The 940-nt window shown below is 53.6% G+C and carries 1 protein-coding gene; it reads right to left on the reverse strand.

Annotated features, from left to right (window positions below; genetic code table 11):
• Nucleotides 1-940, reverse strand: a 940-nt coding sequence (locus HFD99_RS24790; RefSeq protein WP_238797299.1) for a condensation domain-containing protein, incomplete at both ends; no start/stop codon positions are given.

Raw genomic sequence — 940 nt, forward strand, 5'->3', positions numbered from 1 at the left:
AAATCCTCAAACACAATCCGCCATGAAATGCCGTCTACAACCAAATGGTGAATGGCAATCAGTAAATGATCTCCATCTATGCAGCGGAAAAGTCCCAGTTTCACCAGCGGTCCTTCGTCTAGACGAATGGAGCTTTGGATGGCATTGGCTTTCGTTTCCATCGCCATCGCAACATCTGCCGCATCTTCGACGCCTGTCAAATCCACAACGTCCAGATGATATAGCTCGCCTTCGTTCACACCGCGATTCCACGCTTCATAGCCCTGTTCGGTCTGACGGAAGACCATACGCAGCGCATCATGATGCTCCGTCAGCTTGGTCATCGTTTGACGCAATGCGGCTTCGTCAAAGCCTTCTGCTCGATACAGCATCACCGATTGGTTGAAATAATGCGGCTCTGCCGAGGCTTGTCCAAAGAACCATTGCTGAATCGGCGTCAGCTTGACGCTGCCTGATACCTCGCCCTGATCGGCCGTACGACTCACTTTTTGTACATGACCGCTCAGCAGCGAAATGGACGGATATTGGAACAAATCCTTCATGTCCAGCTTGTAGCCCGCTTGCAGCAAGCGGGACGATACCTGAATCGCTTTGATCGAATCACCGCCGAGGTCAAAGAAATTATCCAGAATCCCGACGCTCTTCGTTCCTAATACCCCCTGCCAAATCGAAACCAACGTCTGCTCCAACGCTGTGCGCGGCTCTACATAATCCGCTCCGCTTTGCAGGCTGCCCTCCGGTGCTGGCAGGGCCTTGCGGTCGATTTTGCCGTTCGGTGTCAGCGGCATCTGCTCCAGCTGGATGAAGTATGAAGGCACCATGTAGTTGGGCAGATCCTCACCCAGTAAGCCGCGCAGTTCACTCGCGCTGACGTCTCTTTCAGCGACATAGTACGCCACCAGTTGGTTTTGTCCCTGCTCGTCCGCTTGGGCCAGGACGA

Source organism: Paenibacillus sp. EKM301P, assembly GCF_011800295.1.
GTDB classification, from domain to species: Bacteria; Bacillota; Bacilli; order Paenibacillales; family Paenibacillaceae; genus Paenibacillus; species Paenibacillus polymyxa.